Consider the following 16,714-nt stretch of genomic DNA (forward strand, 5'->3'; position numbering starts at 1 on the left):
GGAGAATCCCGATTCCTATAAAATTAAACGGTATTCAAAAAAATAGAGGCCGAAATCAGGAAACCGGCCTCTATTGAATAAAAAAGGCTGTCTTCAATTATCAAACATCAATATGAGACAGCCTCTTGTTTTATCTGGTTTCTAAAATTCCAGTCAAAAGAATTGCTTCATTTTTTCAAGTCCTGTATTAGCTACTTTTTGGGCATCTTGGCCCCAATAGGTTTCGTTGAAAAGCTCCAGAGATAAGATTTTGTTGCCTCCCATAGCTTTTAGCGTAGCAGCTATTTCCTGCATGGGGGCTATGCCATCCCCGGGATAAACCCGGTCACTATCCTTTTGTTCAAGTCTAGGTTTAGCCGTAAAATCATTCATATGGAAAACCTCGATAGCATTTCCGCTGATAAGCTTCAATCCTTCAAAACCTGATCCACCCCGGAACAAGTGATACACGTCTGGGAGAATCCTGGCATCAGGATCGTTGGCCGCCGCCGCAGTAGCCAATGCCTGTCCTAACTGATGAAAGGGTTCATAAGCCCCCCAAAACTCGAGTTGGGGCATAACCCCGGTTTTTCTTCCCAGGGCGATCAACCTTGCGTATTGCTCACCGGCAGCAAGCAGGTCAATTGGGTTTGTGGCTCCGATTGCCGGAGCAGCCACCCGTTTACAGCCGATCTCGGCAAGCATACCCATTTCCTTTTCCATCTGCTCAAATCCCGCCTTGCTTTTGGTGGTTTCCTGAGCCATCCATGGTGCAAAACCTATTGCGTTTACCGGGATTATTTTCGCATCGTTAAAAAGTTTTTTGAGAGAAGCCAAAGACTTCCCTGTTTGTAGATAAGCTTCAAGTTCTGAGATCCAGAGCTCTATTCCATCGTATCCAGCTTTGGCCGCTACCTCTATGATCTTTGGTAGATTCAGTTTTTGACCTCGTAAAGTACTGGTGTTTAAAGAAAATAGTAGCGTTGCGTCTTTCTTTTTCGTAGAGGAGGCAAATGCCGGTGTCAATGGAAGAGTGGCTGCTCCAAGAGCAATAGTTTTTAATAAATTTCTTCTATTCATTTTAGGTTAATTGAAATTTTGAGAACTTTAGTCCATTTAAATACTGTATTTACCGTTCAGACTATTCTTGACTAGAGAGAACATAAACTAATCTAGTATAGTACTTAACATATGCTAAAAATAACCTTTTTTGTACCTTTTCTTCTGTTTTTTGTCAGTGCTTCCCAGTCGTTTGGGCAGACAGAAACCTATTTGTCTTTATACAAAGATCAGTTGCCCTTTTTTCAAGAGCTCATCACTGGTGGACAGTTTAAGGAGCCTTCTTTAAGCCATGTGGGCGACCCATATTATCTGGATAGGAAATTTGGAGAAGGTAGTCTTTCAATCAATAGGATCACCTATACCGAAGTACCTCTTCTCTATGATCAATACGCAGACGTAGTAGTCACTTTTCATCCTGTTTATCGGCAGAAAATCCTGATCAAGCCTGAGAAAATCGAAGAATTTGATTTTGAAAATGGTGATTTGTTCAGGGCTTTTAGCGGTAATGACAGCTATGCCCACCACAAGAATGGGTTTTATCGTGTGGTGAAAGATGGGGAGCTAAAGGTGTTGAAGAAGCATTATAAATACTTGGAATCTGTGAAAGAGGTGGGGAAATATACCCATCGGTACGTTGAAAGCTCCGATTATTTTTACTGGTACAAAGGTGAGTTTATCTTGATACGCAAGAAAAAACAGGCAATTCAAAGCCTAGGGTTCAAAAAGCGGGATGTGAAAAAGCATTTTAGGGAAAAATCACTCTATTTTTCCATGGATAAGGAAAAGTATATAGTAGAATTGGCTTCCTTCAGGGAAAGCAAGGCTGACACTTTTAAAGGATTTGCGAAATGAAAAAACTTTTACTATTAGTGCTGTTTAGCTCTTTTTTTGGTGGTCTAAATGCCCAGACAACGAACTCCAAGGTGACGGGGATGTTCTTGGGATTGTCCTTTGAACGTTTTGTTCAAAGAATAGAATCGGAAACTGATTTTACTTTTTACTACAAAGCTGAGGATGTAGAAACCATACAAGTCAATCTACGGGCTGACAACTCGGATATAAAATTGATTTTGGATGAGATATTTGAGGGGGCTGGATTAAGTTACATCATAGATTCCTCTAATAGAATTTGGGTAAGTAGGGACAAAAAAATCCAGATTGAATTTCCGGCTGGTTATTTTCAGGTTCAGGAAAGACAGGATAAACTTGCCAATCCCGGTGATTCCTTAAGCGCTTTTGATAAAAATAAACTTTTTACCATAGGTAGGGCTTCAGACAATCCGCAATCCAAAACCGCAGTACTCAGTGGTGTGGTGACAAGTATAGAATCCGGGAAGCCTATGAATGGTGCGGTCGTCTTGGAAAAAATCAATTATAGTCAGGCGGTCACTGGTCAGGACGGAACCTATCATCTGACCCTGCCTAAGGGCAGACATACCCTATGGGTACAGAATATCGGAGGTTTTCAGGAACAGCGTCAGATTGACCTGAAAGGAGACGGAGTGCTGAACATGAGCATAGAAGAGACTATCCTTTCGCTGGATGAAGTGATAGTGAGTTCCGGAGCGCTTTCGAACGTGAAGAAATTGGACATGGGAGTACAATCCATCAGCATTGCTGAGGTGAAGAGGCTTCCTGCCGTGATGGGTGAAGTAGATGTGTTGAAGGGGATTTTGATTATGCCGGGTGTGAATACTGTGGGGGAAGCCACTTCCGGCTTTAATGTGCGTGGAGGTGCCGCAGACCAAAATCTGATTCTCTATGGCAATTCCACGATTTTTAATCCTACCCATGCATTTGGGTTTTTCTCAGCCTTCAATGCGGATATGGTAAGCGGGGCAGAACTTTATAAAGGATCTATTCCTGTAAATTATGGAGGCAGGCTTTCCTCGGTGTTACAGGTGGATCCTAATTTCGGGAAATCCGAAAAAATAGGAGGATCTGGAGGAATTGGAATATTGACCAGTAGATTGAGTTTGGATGGTCCTATCGGAGAGAAAACCAGATTTATGCTTGGTGGGCGAACCACCTACTCAAATTGGGCTCTGGACTTGCTTGACGAGGAAGCAGATCTAAATGACAGTAGAATTACTTTTTATGACATTAATGCGAATATTCAGCATATCATAAATGATAAGAATACGCTGGAGTTAACCGCTTATTTAAGCCAGGATGATTTTAGGTTTGACCCGGATACCACCTATTCTTATCAGAACATCAATGTGGCTCTAGGGTGGAAGCATTTTTTCAATGATAATCTGGAAGGGAGATTCACAGCAGGCAGTGACAATTATGAGTTTGGGATAATCGGGCAAGACAATCCTCTCAACTCATTTAATTTCAGTTTTGATGTGCAGCAGCTATTTCTTAAAGCCGATTTTGAATACAGGAAAAGCGAAAGACATATTATGACTTTTGGTGTTCATGGCATACAGTATAAATTGAACCCTGGACAAAATATGCCTTATGGGCCAGAATCGATTGTGATAGAAAAGAACCTGGAGGAAGAAAACGCACGGGAAATGTCGGTGTATTTTGGGGATGAATTTACAGTTTCTGAGCGATTGTCATTGAGCTATGGAGGTAGGTATATGTTATATCAATTACTGGGACCAAGCACGGTAAACCTTTACGTGGATGGTGCGCCCTTTACGGAGAGTAATGTGATCGGAGAGGAAACTTACGCCTCCAGCGAGACCGTAAAAACTTACCATGGCCCAGAATTCCGGGTTTCCGCACGTTATACCTTGGACAACAAATCCTCGGTCAAAGCAGGGTTCAACACCATGAGGCAGAATATCCATTTATTGTCTAATACCGCTGCAATTGCCCCCACTGATTCCTGGAAATTGAGCGATACATATATCAAACCTCAGACTGGCGGACAGGCTTCCGTAGGATACTATCGCAACCTTGCCAAAAATAAACTGGAGTTTTCTACGGAGGTTTATTATCGCTATATGGCAAATCTGCTTGATTACCGTTCAGGAGCCAATATTGTCCTCAACGACAATGTAGAGCAGGATGTCTTAAATTCAGATGGTAAAGCATATGGTGTGGAGTTTCTGCTCAGAAAAAGCACAGGTTTGCTGCAAGGGTCATTGGCCTATACCTATTCCCGCTCGCTGATCAGGACATCAGACGAACCCAGTGTGGAGAAAATAAATGAGGGGGACTATTATTCGAGCAATTTTGACCAGCCGCATCATGTGGTTCTAACTGCCAACTATGAGGTAAGTAAGCGGGTGAACACATCCTTGAATTTGAACTATAGTACAGGCAGGCCGATTACTTTGCCCATCTCAAAGTTTGATTATGCAGGTTCTGAGCGTGTTTATTTTTCTGAGAGAAATGCCTATCGAATCCCTGATTATTTCAGAATGGATTTTTCCGTTAACCTTGAAGGAAGCCACAAGGTCAAAAAGCTTGCCCATTCATCCTGGTCTCTTGGTGTATATAACATGCTTGGAAGAAGTAATCCCTATTCAGTGTATTATACTCCTGTAGAAGGTCAATTGAGGGGATATCAGCTATCGATATTCGCAAGGCCCATTCCATACCTTACCTATAATTTCCGCTTCTGATGAAGAGATTGATTCCAGTTATATTTTTCTGTTTGCTATGGATTAGTGCCTGTAGAGAGCCTTTTGATCCGGACTTAAAACCAACTGATCTCACAGTGCTAATCGTAGAAGGCTATTTGGATACGGAAGGATTGCCTAGTACCTTAAAATTGAGTTATTCCAGGAATATTAAGACAGAAGATGATTTCACACCTGACTATCCCGGGGCAATAGTTTCTCTTAGGTCGGAATCGGGTGTGGTCTATCCACTCACTGATTTGGGGTTTGGGGAATTTGAGTTTGCGCATGATATTCCTGAAGATGAATCATACAGGCTTTATATTTCCACCAATGATGGCAAAAGCTATACTTCGGATTTGCTAAAACCAATCCTTACCCCTGATATAATTGACGTTGGGTTTGAAAGGAATGAACAGGGAGCAGAGATCTACTTGACAACCAGAGGGGATGAGAATGCCGACGATTTTCTATGGACTTATGAAGAGACTTATGCGTTTCGACCTAAAATCTCCTCCTCTTTTAAATACGATCCTGAATTGAATGATGTAGTCACCCGAAACCAAGATGAACGTACGAACATGTGTTATAGGGGCTCTGTGAGTTCGGACCTGATATTGGAAACATCCTCACGTTTTGAGAACCAGTTTGTTTTTAGACAATCCATTGCCCATATTAAACAAGGCGATGAGCGGCTTTCTGTGCGATATAGTATTTTGATTTCTCAAAAGGCTTTGGATAGTAAAGCCTCGGAGTTTTGGGAAATCCTCAGAAGGAATACCGATGATATCGGCTCTATTTTCAGCCCATTGCCATCCAACATAAGTGGAAATATCAAGAATGATCAAGACCCTTCCGTACCGGTGGTGGGATATGTAAGCCTAGGCACAGTGAAACAGAAAAGGTTATTTGTCGATGTAAGAGATGTGGCACCCTGGATAGCAGATGTGCCGGATTACTATAATTGTTTTGTGGAGCCAGATACAGTCTTGGCCGCTGATTATGGACTTTCCTTTGGGGGAGGGAGCTTTGTGCCTGTAGTTCCTATTTACCCTGAAAACGGATTTGCTCCTATAGGATATCAAGGAGCGATCAGGAGATGTACGGATTGTACGCTGAGAGGTACTAATGTTAAACCTGATTTCTGGGAAGATTAATATGAGACTATTACACAAATTTCTAGCAGTTTTCATCGTGGGTTTCTTGGTATATCAGGATGTCTGCGGTCAATTGGTTGGAAATGAAAAAATAGGGTTTACAATTCCCAAAACGATTTATTTTGGCGGAGAGCGTATATGGATTTCCAGTCAAGCTATGCGCGATGATGGCCCCACGGAGTCCAAAATCATCTATGCCGAGCTTTTAAACCGGTACAATGAGTCCGTGGCGGTGGCAAAAATGCCCTTGGAAAATGGCCGGAGTCTTAACTTTCTTCAGTTGCCTGCAAATCTGCCCTCTGATCATTATTTGCTCAGGGTATTCACTAGGGTAAGCCCCTATCAGGATTTGGAAGAGGGGTTGGTTCAGCAATTTGTTACCGTATTCAATAGGACTGTGCCTCCGGCAGTGGTTCCAGAGCGAAAGTCTGCTACGGCTCCCGCAGCGAACAGCAATGCATTATTATCTCGGGAGGCGGTGAGGTCTGGGGAAAATCTTACTATTGACCTGCCCTCGGGAGAGGAAGTCGTGGAGGTTAGTGTTGCTACAGGTAATCCATTCCTCATGGTTCAGGGAATGATTTCCTCTTCAGCTGCCTATGAGTCCATAGATCAACATAAACTAGTCCCTGAACTTTTTGGACATATAGTCGAGGCAAAGGTGGAACGTGCATCGGTAGATACTTCTCAATTATATTATCTCTCTCTGCACGGGGACAAGTCGGCACTTTTTACCGACCGGCCGGATGCTGAGGGTTCTATGTATTTTGACGCAGGAGGGATGAAGCATTGGGAATTCCTTGTTGCCCAGGCTAATAGCAACAAGAGCTTGTTGGATTTTCAGATAGTTTCTCCTGCTCCGGTCACCCACTTCAAGAAAAGTTTTGTGTTCCCAGAGTTGGAAATTATGCCTGCTGACCAAGAACTGCTGGAGAGCCTGCTGAAGGGCGGGCAGGTGGAAGGATATTTTGTGAATGAATTTGATGCCAGTTTGTTTCCCGTTGTCACAGGTTTTACCGTAGATCGCACTTACCTGTTGGATGATTATACCCGTTTTGAAAGTGTATCCACGGTGATCAAGGAGTACGTGCCGGAGGTAAGACAAAGGACTGTCAAGAAAAGGAAGGAATTCCGTGTGTTGGATGAGGTATTGGACGCTGGATTTGACTCCAATCCTTTGATGTTGATTGATGCCTTACCTGTATTTGATTCTGATATGTTGGCGGCATTTGATCCAGCTGGTTTCGAGAAACTGGAAATACTTATGCGCACCTTTTTCTTAAATGAGGAGAAGTTCCCGGGTGTAATTGCTTTTAGTTCGTATAACAATGATTTTGGAGGGTTTCCAATCCCTTCGAATGCAATATACTTGGATTATCAAGGGATCCAACCTAGGATAGCATCAGCAGAATATTTGTTTGACGCCCCAAAGGCGGCTCAGAAAATAATGGACTGGAGGACAGTGCTCTATTGGTCTGAAACCAAAGCTGCTCCCGTTAAGGCTGGTCCGTTGGAAATTAAGGCTCCTGATCTAATCGGGAAATTTCATGTAAAAGTGAAAACAGTCACCCCTACAGGAGATATCAATGTATATTACCAGGTATTCGAGGTAAACTAAAAGTCTGATTTAGCCTTTTTTAGGTTTAAGTTCCTGTTGGACGAAATCATGGACTTTTGCTTCATAGCCACCTTTGTACTCAGGAATCATGGTCTTTTTTTCAGGAAAAGATTCCATGTGCAAGGTTTGGGTAGGGAAGGCAAACCGTACCCCTATCGAATTGGCCAATTTGACAATCTGGATTAAAATTTCATGCCTACAGGTGAGCTCTTCGCCCCAGGTAGGGACTTCAAAGAAAATATAGAACATAATATCCTGACTAAATGAAGACAGGTTGTTGAAATAAACATGGTAGGCATCTTTTCTTGTACGGGGATGTGCTAAGACGATCTCCCGTAATCCTTTTACAAATTCCTCAATCAGCGCAGGTGGCGTATCGTAGGTAATGGTAAGTGTAGTGTAGAACCTTCTGTATTGACGTAGCCCGTGATTGTCCAAGATAGCATCGGCGATTTTTCCGTTTGGAACGTACATTAGTGAGTTTCGAAATGTACGTACCCTGGTAGATCTGAACCCTACTTCTTCCACTGTCCCATCAATATCTCCTGAAGTAATCCAGTCACCCACCTGAAATGGCTTATCTATGAAAATCATAACGGATCCAAAGAAGTTTTTGATGGTATCCTGAGCTGCCAGAGCGATGGCTACACCGCCTATGGATAGCCCTGTGAGAAATGGGATAATGTCAAGATTGAGCCCGTCTCTAAGGATGAACATGGTGCCAACGATGATCACAAATGCTTTTAGTGTCTTGCGCATCAATGGTACCAATTGATCATCTAAGGTGGATTCGGTTTTGGTTGCCAATTTGGCGAAATAGGCAGCTACCACATCGGACAGCTTGTAGAAAATGACAGTGATCAGGAATGGCTTGAGTGTACGCAGCACCACTAGGATCCACGACCATATCTCTATAGGTAGCTGTAAGACCCGGATGAATAGGGAGAGTAAAACTACGATCAGGTAGATGCTGATCACTCTTGCCACGGGCAGGATATAATCTTCGCCTACTTTGCCATAGCCATACCTCTTAAAGAGATAAAGCATCAGTTTATCCACCACCAAAGTGAAAAGCCAATGCGAGAAAAAAATCAATAACAGAAGAATAAATAAACCCACCAATTGCCATAAATGAAGGCCTAAATATTCCTCATTACCGATTTTTGGTAGAATATTCAATAGCTTGGCAGTGCCGTAGGGGTATGTTTCGGAGTGGAGATCTTCTATCTGACTGACACTGAAGGCGGAAAATTTCCAATTATTCCCCTTTTTTTGAAGAAATACTCCGGGTAGCTTTTTTTTGTCGAAATAATAGATGTTTTCACTGGCTCCGGAGACACTGTCCTGGTAGTTTTGCTCATTGGGGATTTCATTAACCCGCACTACTATTCCCTTTCCTTCAAAGATCTGCTTTAGTTTTACCGCTAATTTCTGCCCATCCATTGACTGGACATCAGAGAGATCCAAAGCCTTGGACGCATTTTCAGGTTTATAATTCCCTTCTTCCAGGTTGTAAAAAAAGGTAAGCGTGGTATGATAGGGAGAGGTCAGGTTCAAGGAGTTGCCTACTTCATGCACCTGTTTTGAATCGGTTATTAATTGGGCGGAAACAGGAGGGCTCATCCAAAGCAGCAATGAGAATAGGAGGATGTACTTTTTCAGCATTTATATATATTCTGGGGGATTTTTTGCAAGGTAGCCATTCATCAGGCTAAGCCAAAGAAAACAAGGGAGAGGCTAATCTGCCAGTTGAAATTCAGTAAGTGTTTGGCCACTTCTGGTTCTTATCAGATATTGGCCTAAGGAGGATTGATAAGTGATTTGTATTGGTCCTGTACTTTCCAGTGGCATAGTAGTCTGGAGATTGCCATTCAGGTCATAGAGATAGCAAAATTCCTGATTAAGATCTGTGATAGCAAATAACTGCCTAGTGGATCCAAAATCAAAATATTGGTAGAGCAGGTTTTCAGCTGATACCCGGGTACTGAACAAAATTTGTTCATTTCGGTTCAGAACGGATATTTCATTGAACTGTCTTGATATAAAAACAAAATCATTTTGCTTCTGATCAGGTATGAGTAGGAATTCACTGTCCCGGTCATTTTTGATCAGCTGGTTTCTGTAGGTGATTTCACCATTGAAATTGGAGTGGATCACCTCACCGTTTTTTGTGATACCTACAAGTTGTGTAGATCTGGATTTTGGATCCCTCCAGGCTATCAGACCTGAATTAAATGATTCTCCCAGTTTTATTGAAGAACTTGTCTGGGATTCACCTCTCCTATTGAATAGCAGTAACCTGCCGTCGGCAGCTAAGGCTACCATAAAATCACCTTTGCCCGGAACACGGTAATGGGCCGGGGCACCGATTGTTTTAGCCCCAGTTTTTTTAGGGTTCCAGCCTTCGAGCTTTTGACCGGTTTTGTCCATGAGGTATAAATTTCCTTCTGCGGTGCTTATGAAGTAGCGATATTCTTTTGTGTTGCTGTAGTCCACCAAGTTTAGTTCGAGGATCTGTTCGCTGTTCACACCAAATGGATATCCAGGAAGAGAGTTTCCAAGCCTGTCGATCCCATATACTTGGTCAGCGGTTGCCACAATGATCTGAAGTTTTGCGTTCTTATAATAGTCTATCTGGAAAGTCTCGGAGACGATAGGGCCAGAGAGTGGTAAGGAATACACTTCTTGGCCGGCGGAGTTGATCAGATGGAGTACATTGTTTTCGTCCTGGATTACTATATCTTCAGTGTTGTCTTGATAATTGATGATTGACTTTGGCCCATAGACTATTTGTCGGTCAAAGCTGATCCTGTTACTTGGTTGTAAAAGAATGGCATCCTTGGTTTCGATCACGGGTTTTGCCCCTCCTTTATATGGCAACATCAAGGTGGCCTCAGGTTTTCCTTGAAGTTGGTTGATTCTAAATGAGAGCCATGTGAAAGACTGGAAAGCCTCAGCATATTTTTGTAAAAATGAGCTCCATGAGGGATTGACTTTTTTTGTCCAAGAACCCCAGATCTGATCTATGAGATACATCTGACTGAAGCCCGAGGTAGGGATGAGGTCTTTTTTAGCTTCAGGTGCCCGGGAGGATTTGCCCCATGTGCTTCCACTTCGGATATCCTCCAGCACCATCTTCATTCCTTGTTGTGTATTGGTGAAGATCAATGTCCCGTTTTCCGCAGTGATGAATGTTTGGCCAAAGCCTGGGAATTTTCCCTCGAATAGATGTGCGGGAAAATTCTCCTCTGAGATATAGAGGATTTCGTGGTCTAAGTAGTAATCCGAGCCTTCATCCCCGTCACTTGCTTGGAAGTCCTTTAGTTGTTGAATCGCCAAATCAACATCATTTGTCCTTGCCAAAAGGGCGAGATTGTCATCTACACCACCTGAAGACTCCAGGTTTAGCAAGTACAGTTCCCCTGTAAAACTGTCGAGGAATCCTTTTTCCAGGAGATGTTGCTGGATGTCACCACTGTAGGTGGCCCTTGCAGTGAAAGCCCTGTTTTCAATATTTTGGGTCTGATAGATACTTTCCAGGTTAATCTGGGTGATGGAAAGGGTGCGGTTGGAAATTATTTCTTCTATTTCAGCCAGATTAGCTTGGATGGAAGGTGTAAAGACCACATCCTCCTCATACAATAGAGGCCCCTTGAAAAGCAAGAGGTTTTCTTCCAAGACCAAATCCAATGCAGCTACACCAGGGATGATTTCTAAGGCTGCAATACTGTTGTTTTGTCTTTGTCCATTGACCCCTTTGAGCAAACTGGCCAAGCCTTTGCCAGAGAGCAAAAGCCTTCCCTGCGAATCTGAGTTGTAGGGAATGGACTTGACCAGGGAAAAAAAGTTTTGCTGATCTTCATTGGCAAAGAACCGTATCGCCTCCTCTACCAGAAAGGAGGAAGAAGAGACAACAGCAAGATCCCCAAGCAAGGAGATGCTCCATAATCTTTTGTTTTCCGAGTCATAATATTCCAATACATCCTTATCAGAATATTTCCTCGACTGAAAACGGGCCCCGGTAGGAAGACGTGTTTCGATTTCTTCCATGAAGCCCGTCGCCTTGGATGAGCTGAGATCAATTGTGAAAAGCAGCTCGAAAGTTTCTGATCCGGTAGAATGGAGACTTACTGTAACTTGATGGCCATCCAGTAATCTGGCTATTTCCCCTGTGCCTCCGTTTAAACTGTCCAACGTGATGAGTTGGTCGGAGAGTCGCTGGAAGGCAGGAAAGTTTTTCAAAATCTGCCAAACGGGGTCATTGACCAGGGTGTTCCATTGTGTCGCTCCTTGGTACGTTTCAAAGACAAAAACAGCATTTTGGCTGATGACCTCTAAATTATTGACCTTTCGGGAAGAAAAGTAGGACTTGTAAACCCAAAAACCACCTCCGATGAGGGATATGGAGATAAAAAGTATAAGTAGGCTTTTCCAGATCTTCACAGGCACAAGGATGATTCAGATGGCAAAATACAAAAATCAGACCTAAGAACTCCCGTTGATAGAAAGAGAGTCTCAGGTCTAAAGATAATTCTGCCAGGATTACTTACCCAGTTTATTCAAAACTTCCATTACTTCTTTCACATGACCTCTAGAGGTCTCTAGAAGTGCTTTTTCTTCAGTGTTAAGATCAAGCTCAAGTACTTTCTCCACACCGTTTTTGCCAAGGATGACAGGCACGCCGAGGTAGCAATCATCGATTCCGTATTCACCTTCCAGCTTGATACAAACAGGGAAAACCCTACGTTGGTTTTTCAAGATCGCTTCTACCATCTGGGCAGCTGCGGATCCCGGTGCATACCAGGCAGAAGTACCCATTAGTTTCACTAGCTCTCCTCCACCGAATTTGGTCCTTTCGATGATGGCATCCAGTTTTTCTTTAGCTACTAGCTCAGTGACCGGGATACCTGCTACAGTAGTATAGCGAGGAAGGGGAACCATCGTGTCACCATGGCCTCCCATTAGGATAGCCTGGATTTCTTTTGGAGACACATTCAGCTCTTCGGCAAGGAATGCTCTGTAGCGGGCTGTATCCAAAATACCCGCCATGCCGATCACTTTGTTTCTTGAAGTACCCGCTGTGATGTGTGCCTGATAGGTCATCACATCAAGTGGATTGGAGACCACAATGATAATCGCATCAGGAGAGTGCTTGATCACATTTTCAGTCACAGACTTCACGATACCTGCATTGGTTTCTATCAGGTCGTCACGGGTCATACCGGGCTTGCGCGGAAGACCTGAGGTGATCACCACCACGTCTGAATTTGCAGTCTTGCTATAATCGTTGGTGCTGCCTGTGGTACGGCTATCGTATTGGTTGATAGGTGCCTTTTGGAAAATGTCAAGCGCTTTGCCTTCAGCTACTCCCTCTTTAATGTCAACTAATACGATTTCTTCTGCGATCTCGCGATAAGCCAATACGTCAGCGCAAGTCGCGCCCACATTACCTGCTCCTACTACGGTTACTTTGCTCATTAGATTTATAGATTTAATATTGATTTTGTTGTGTTAAAAAGCGGCGCTAAGTTATTAAACAATGCCTAGGATTCGAAATAGAGAATGGAATACTTTGTAGGCAATTAAGGTTTTTTATAAAAGCCCATAGTGGTGGTTTACTAAGGGATTGCTGAAAAAAATCCAGTTATGCCAGTATCAAGGCGGCCGGGTGAAGATGTGTGTTTATACCCTCAAGGTTATAGCTTTTTATTTACTATAGGCGTTTTTCAACATGTGCTAATTATTTATTCGAACATTTGTCTTAGACTGAAGAAACCAAATGATTCTCTGTATGACCGAAATAAGCGTTGGTTGTTTTGGTTGTAATATTCAGCTAAAGAAGTCATCATTTTTGCCTTGATTTTCGGGTTGCTGTCAAATATCTCATGTATGGCAAAATGTGGGATCACGATCAATTCTGCCTCGTCAGAAACGATAAGGGCAGTGTAGGTTCTTTTGGCGTTTTCGAGCAAAGAGTTTTCACCGAAAGCCTCTCCTCTGTGGACTTCAAGGATGGTTTCAAAATCATCTTTGATATCTATGGTCAAGGTAATATGGCCACTTTTCACTAAATACAGTGCTTGGCTGGGGTCTTTGCTGAAAAAGACCACTTCGTCTTTTACATATTTGCGGTGATGCATGGCCGGAATGAACCGGGTCATTTCTTTGTCTTTGAGGTTCTCAAAAAACTTGATCTGACCAAGAAATCGGAACATCTGGCTTTCAGTTTCGGTGTAGGTTTTAGAAAACGGATTTCTCATGACTCATCGTTTTTTGAAATAAAGCAATTTCCTGGTGGCTGCTGTGGTTTTTGCCCAGTCGGCAATCCTGTAGCCTATTACCCAGGCTATCTCTCCGTCCGAAACTACTACTTTTACCTCATGTTTTTTAACCAAGGGCACTTTCAAATCTATCAAAAAGTCCGAAATTTTTTTGGTGTTTTGCATCCCTAGCGGTATAAAGCGATCGCCTTCTTTCCAAGAGCGAACCTCGAGAGGAAAGGTGAGCCTTTCCAAATCCATCATGGCATTTTGATGGGTTTTGTCCAGATTTTCATTTCCATCTAATTTGATGATATCGTACCTTCCCTCGGGCAATATACATTCAATATCGTTTTCCGATAAGGTGATGGGATCGAATATTTCCGGTATAGCCGCCAGAATAAGCTGGTTTCTGTCGAGGTTGAGCAAATGGGAGGAGCTTTGAAAAACTTTTCCAGATTCTCCAGAGTGACAACTTTCCAGGATGTCCTGTGCCTGATCGGAATTGAAACCGAATGGGCGAAGCCAAAAGTATAGCAAGCTAGACGCTCCGCTGGTCTTTACAATATCAGCTAAGGATAAAGTATATAAGCCGTCGTGCTCTTTGATTTTATCTTTCTTCCAGGTTTCGAAGAGCGCCGAGAACGCTTTTCCCGTGTCCTTCAGCCTAGCAAAGCTGCTAAGAAGATTGAGCCTGGCATCATCAGCTACAGAATACAGAGCAGGCAAGCTGACGTGGCGGAGTTTATTTCTTTTGTAGTCGGTTTTTTCGTTGGAGCTGTCTTCCCTCCAGGGGATATGATGCTCAAGCACATAGTCACGGATCATTTTGCGGCTAAAGGGGAGCAGGGGGCGGATCAGCCAGCCTCGTTGCTCAGCCATACCATATATGCCTTCTATACCCGTCCCTCTGAGTAGGTTCAGGAAAACAGTTTCGATCTGGTCATCCTCATGATGGGCTAAGATTATCCCCGCCAGATTTTGCTCTGATCTTATCTTTTCAAACCATGTGTAACGTATCTCCCGGGCTGCCATTTGCGTAGAGATATTTCGTTCCGACGCATAGGTGTGGGTTTCGGCATGATGGACGTGAAAGGTTTTATTTGAATCCCCTGCCCATTTTCTCAGAAACTCCTCGTCTTGTTCACTGTCTTCACCCCTTAGCCGGAAATTTACATGGGCGATTTCAAAGTTGATCCCTGCTGTAGTAAGGAGGCTGTCCAGGCACATGCTGTCTATGCCGCCACTGCTTGCCAGTAGGTAAGTTTTGCCAGGATCCAGTAGTGATTTGTTCCGGACATGCCGGATAAAAGTGTCAACCATTGATCAAAAATACCAATTTCTACTAATTTTGCCCACATTCCTACAGCTATGACTTCATCCTTATTTCGTATTTCTTTCTTTCTACTGGCTTTTTGGGTCATATCATTTTCATCCCAGGCACAGGAAAAGTCCTATCTGGAGATTACCAGAGCAGAAGAGTTGAGAAAAGTACAGAACTATGAACGGCTTATAGGGGATGTTGAGATGAAGCATCAGAAATCTTTGATTTATTGTGATTCAGCCCATTTTTTTCGACAAGAAAACAAAGCGCGCCTTTTTGGGAATGTGAGAATAGTGGATACGGAAGACCCTGTGCAGACCACTAGTAGATATGCTGAATACGATGGAAACACCAAGTTGGCTAAACTCAGGAATAACGTGGTTTTCACCAATCAAAAAACCACGCTCACTACCGAATACTTGGATTATGACCGTGCAGGTAATATCGCCTATTATTATAATAAGGGGAAAGTAGTTGACTCGGTCAATGTACTGACGAGTGAAAAAGGGAGGTATGAAGTTTCCATTGAAAAAATCACATTTCAGAATAATGTAGTGTTGGTCAATCCTGATTACACTATGAAAACAAATGATTTGATCTATCTGACCATTCCCAAAACCGCCGAGACGCAAGGATTGACTAACCTGATTTCAAAAGACGGAAATACGCTTGATGCCCAGGATGGGAGTTTTTATGATACCCAAGCAAAGAAATTCAGATTTTACGATGGAGTGGTAGAGACCGAAACGAGTAGGATAAAAGCAAAAGAACTCTACTACAGCGAACTGGATGCCTACTATGAAGGAAAAGAAAATGTCCGTGTCCTCAACAAGGAGAGGCAAGTGGAGGTGTTTGGGGACAAGGGTGAGTATTGGGATGAGCGAAAGTATAGTTTGGTTCATGGAAATGCCCTGGTCAGGAGATATTTTGAAAGTGACACACTATACATGGCCTCTGATTCATTGATCTCGCAGGATGGAGAAGCGGATTCCTTAAAATATCTTTTGGCATTCAGAAAGGTGCGATTGGTGAAATCTGCTATGTCAGGCGTGGCGGATTCCTTGGTGTATAATTATTCTGATTCATCTATCCAACTGTTCAAGGATCCGGTTATGTGGAATCAAAAGAGCCAAATCACCGCTGACAGCATGGTGTTTTATATTGCGAATGAAGAGCTGGACCGCGTGTTTATGAAAGACAAGGTGTTTGTGATCACCCAAGACACCATCAAAAACTTCAACCAAATGAAGGGGAGGACTATGGTAGGTTATTTCGAGGAGGGGCAGATGGACAGGATTGATATTGACGGTAACGGAGAGTCATTGTATTTTGCCTTACAGGCAGATACGGTTTCTCAGGGGATCAATAAAACACTCAGTGCCAGTATCAAACTCAGATTCAAAGAAGGGGTGATCCAGCGTGTGACTTACGGGGTGAAACCTGATGGGAAATTTACCCCGTTTCAACTTGTAGATGAACAGAATTCCAGGTTGGAAGGGTTTAATTGGAGGTTTGAAGAACGCCCGACCATAGAGGATATCCATGCTTGGAGAGCAATAGAAGAAATCGATCCTGACGCAGAGAATTTGTTCAATTTGCCAGAGGTGGAACTGGTTATGCCTACGGAAGACGAAATCTTGAAATCCCTACAAAAGCGTGGCTGGAGCCCAGAAAAAGAGATTCCATGAGTTTTTTGACCTCTTGGTGGATAAGGCAACGCAATTAAGAGCGAA

At 43.1% G+C, this 16,714-nt stretch carries 11 protein-coding genes; 5 read left to right on the forward strand and 6 right to left on the reverse strand.

Going from position 1 to position 16,714, the window contains the following annotated elements; genetic code table 11:
- Nucleotides 1-153: 153 nt before the first annotated feature.
- Nucleotides 154-1,059: a sugar phosphate isomerase/epimerase gene (locus LZF95_RS18450; RefSeq protein ID WP_233756507.1), complete on the reverse strand. Its 906-nt coding sequence runs from the start codon at nucleotides 1,057-1,059 to the stop codon at nucleotides 154-156.
- Nucleotides 1,060-1,170: 111 nt separating this feature from the next.
- Between LZF95_RS18450 and LZF95_RS18455 the strand changes: the two genes are divergently transcribed.
- Genes LZF95_RS18455 through LZF95_RS18470 form a run of 4 tightly spaced genes read left to right on the forward strand, consistent with a single transcriptional unit; the run spans nucleotide 1,171 to nucleotide 7,397 of the window.
- On the forward strand, nucleotides 1,171-1,893 hold the full coding sequence (locus LZF95_RS18455; protein ID WP_233756508.1) for a hypothetical protein: 723 nt from the start codon (nucleotides 1,171-1,173) through the stop codon (nucleotides 1,891-1,893).
- Complete coding sequence (locus LZF95_RS18460; RefSeq protein WP_233756509.1) at nucleotides 1,890-4,625, forward strand: TonB-dependent receptor; 2,736 nt, start codon at nucleotides 1,890-1,892, stop codon at nucleotides 4,623-4,625. Before LZF95_RS18455 ends, LZF95_RS18460 begins: the two co-directional genes overlap by 4 nt.
- Nucleotides 4,625-5,779: a DUF4249 domain-containing protein gene (locus LZF95_RS18465; RefSeq protein ID WP_245405154.1), complete on the forward strand. Its 1,155-nt coding sequence runs from the start codon at nucleotides 4,625-4,627 to the stop codon at nucleotides 5,777-5,779. The genes LZF95_RS18460 and LZF95_RS18465 overlap by 1 nt, the downstream gene beginning before the upstream one ends.
- 1 nt (nucleotide 5,780) lies before the next feature.
- The gene (locus LZF95_RS18470; RefSeq protein WP_233756511.1) at nucleotides 5,781-7,397 is read left to right on the forward strand and encodes a hypothetical protein; all 1,617 of its coding nucleotides are present in this window, start codon (nucleotides 5,781-5,783) and stop codon (nucleotides 7,395-7,397) included.
- Between the two features lie 9 nt (nucleotides 7,398-7,406).
- Here the strand turns inward: LZF95_RS18470 and LZF95_RS18475 are convergent, their stop codons facing one another.
- The 5 genes from LZF95_RS18475 to tilS form a co-directional block, all read right to left on the reverse strand.
- The gene (locus tag LZF95_RS18475; protein WP_233756512.1) at nucleotides 7,407-9,062 is read right to left on the reverse strand and encodes a mechanosensitive ion channel family protein; all 1,656 of its coding nucleotides are present in this window, start codon (nucleotides 9,060-9,062) and stop codon (nucleotides 7,407-7,409) included.
- A gap of 72 nt (nucleotides 9,063-9,134) precedes the next feature.
- Entirely contained in the window at nucleotides 9,135-11,840 is a 2,706-nt protein-coding gene (locus LZF95_RS18480; protein ID WP_233756513.1) for a hypothetical protein, read from the reverse strand.
- A gap of 99 nt (nucleotides 11,841-11,939) precedes the next feature.
- On the reverse strand, nucleotides 11,940-12,875 hold the full coding sequence (mdh, locus tag LZF95_RS18485) for a malate dehydrogenase (RefSeq protein ID WP_233756514.1): 936 nt from the start codon (nucleotides 12,873-12,875) through the stop codon (nucleotides 11,940-11,942).
- Between the two features lie 266 nt (nucleotides 12,876-13,141).
- Nucleotides 13,142-13,657 carry a Crp/Fnr family transcriptional regulator gene (locus tag LZF95_RS18490; protein ID WP_233756515.1) on the reverse strand — a complete coding sequence of 172 codons (516 nt, stop codon included), beginning with the start codon at nucleotides 13,655-13,657 and terminating at the stop codon, nucleotides 13,142-13,144.
- A gap of 3 nt (nucleotides 13,658-13,660) precedes the next feature.
- A complete protein-coding gene (gene tilS, locus LZF95_RS18495) occupies nucleotides 13,661-14,980 on the reverse strand; it encodes a tRNA lysidine(34) synthetase TilS (protein ID WP_233756516.1) in 1,320 nt (439 codons plus the stop codon).
- 48 nt (nucleotides 14,981-15,028) lie between these two features.
- On the opposite strand from tilS, the gene LZF95_RS18500 reads away from it, so the two are divergent.
- Nucleotides 15,029-16,669: an OstA-like protein gene (locus tag LZF95_RS18500; RefSeq protein WP_233756517.1), complete on the forward strand. Its 1,641-nt coding sequence runs from the start codon at nucleotides 15,029-15,031 to the stop codon at nucleotides 16,667-16,669.
- The last annotated feature ends 45 nt before the right edge of the window (nucleotides 16,670-16,714 follow it).

Origin of the sequence: Algoriphagus sp. AGSA1, assembly GCF_021390545.1 — a bacterium.
Classification (GTDB): domain Bacteria; phylum Bacteroidota; class Bacteroidia; order Cytophagales; family Cyclobacteriaceae; genus Algoriphagus.

Excerpts from the sequence above, each read along its gene's own strand:
- LZF95_RS18475 (WP_233756512.1), bottom strand. The coding sequence starts at position 9,062 with ATGCTGAAAAAGTACATCCTCCTATTCTCATTGCTGCTTTGGATGAGC.
- LZF95_RS18460 (WP_233756509.1), top strand. The coding sequence starts at position 1,890 with ATGAAAAAACTTTTACTATTAGTGCTGTTTAGCTCTTTTTTTGGTGGT.
- tilS (WP_233756516.1), bottom strand. The coding sequence starts at position 14,980 with ATGGTTGACACTTTTATCCGGCATGTCCGGAACAAATCACTACTGGAT.
- LZF95_RS18490 (WP_233756515.1), bottom strand. The coding sequence starts at position 13,657 with ATGAGAAATCCGTTTTCTAAAACCTACACCGAAACTGAAAGCCAGATG.
- LZF95_RS18450 (WP_233756507.1), bottom strand. The coding sequence starts at position 1,059 with ATGAATAGAAGAAATTTATTAAAAACTATTGCTCTTGGAGCAGCCACT.
- mdh (WP_233756514.1), bottom strand. The coding sequence starts at position 12,875 with ATGAGCAAAGTAACCGTAGTAGGAGCAGGTAATGTGGGCGCGACTTGC.
- LZF95_RS18500 (WP_233756517.1), top strand. The coding sequence starts at position 15,029 with ATGACTTCATCCTTATTTCGTATTTCTTTCTTTCTACTGGCTTTTTGG.
- LZF95_RS18470 (WP_233756511.1), top strand. The coding sequence starts at position 5,781 with ATGAGACTATTACACAAATTTCTAGCAGTTTTCATCGTGGGTTTCTTG.
- LZF95_RS18465 (WP_245405154.1), top strand. The coding sequence starts at position 4,625 with ATGAAGAGATTGATTCCAGTTATATTTTTCTGTTTGCTATGGATTAGT.
- LZF95_RS18455 (WP_233756508.1), top strand. The coding sequence starts at position 1,171 with ATGCTAAAAATAACCTTTTTTGTACCTTTTCTTCTGTTTTTTGTCAGT.